The sequence below is a fragment of the Blautia caccae genome, from assembly GCF_040095955.1.
Classification (GTDB): domain Bacteria; phylum Bacillota; class Clostridia; order Lachnospirales; family Lachnospiraceae; genus Blautia; species Blautia celeris.
This window is the reverse complement of sequence record NZ_JBBMFP010000097.1, coordinates 1-803: the sequence shown is the minus strand read 5'-3', so window position 1 is coordinate 803 and position 803 is coordinate 1. Positions and strand designations below refer to the sequence as shown.

The window sequence follows — 803 nt, the reverse complement described above, 5'->3', positions numbered from 1 at the left end:
GCAGATCCATACTCACGGCCGAACATAAAGTTCCCAGTCAGCTGCAGGATATACGCGATCAGCCAGATACCGACCCCGACGCCCAGTAAAAGGAAGAGCGGTGTGTTCGCGTTCCAATAATCTGCAAATGGATCCTCCCTTATTCTCCCTGCCTGTTCCAGGACGGCAGCCACATCTATGCCCTTTTCAAGGACAGCGGACAGATAATATGCTGCTATGAGGATGATGAACAGAAGTACACCCGAAAAGATAGCTGCTTGTTTTTTCTTCACTTCTCAACACCTCATTTCTTGATCCGTTCAACTGCCTTTGCTGTCTTTTCCAGATGGTCTGTCACGGTCTTTGCGTGATCCCGCTCCACCGGGTCATAGTGCTTCATCAGTTCCTTTGTGCTCATCCCTTCCTTCCACTCCCCATTTCGGTCCATGATGAGGTTGCGGCCGTCTTTCGGCAGGAACATGATATAGGCCTTTCCTTTTCCGCCTGCCGTAGGGATGCTGCTCTCAAAGACGTTCCTGTTGTTACATACCAGGTAGCTGTCCGTGCTCCCCGGGACCCTGCTGATAAAAGCTCCTTCCCTCTGCATTCCTGCCACCAGGGATTCATTGACGATCACTTTCTCATATGCCGGGTTTGCATCCATCCGCAGATAATCCGGATCCTCATTTAAGTTTTTTTTTGGTGCCTCCGCCCTGTGAAGCTCCGCTTCCACACTGGCCTTCTGCCTTGGATCTTCGGTCGCCATGTAGTCCTCCGCACTCATTTCCGCACCCTGGGTATATTGGTCCATGGTAATGCCTTTC

At 51.3% G+C, this 803-nt stretch carries 2 protein-coding genes; both read right to left on the bottom strand.

All coding sequences use genetic code 11. The features are described from left to right. A partial coding sequence (locus tag WMO65_RS26385; RefSeq protein WP_349064912.1) for a hypothetical protein occupies positions 1-272 on the bottom strand: 272 nt, incomplete at its 3' end. Positions 273-283: 11 nt separating this feature from the next. Next, positions 284-803: hypothetical protein (locus tag WMO65_RS26380; RefSeq protein ID WP_349064910.1), on the bottom strand; the 520-nt coding region annotated here is incomplete at its 5' end.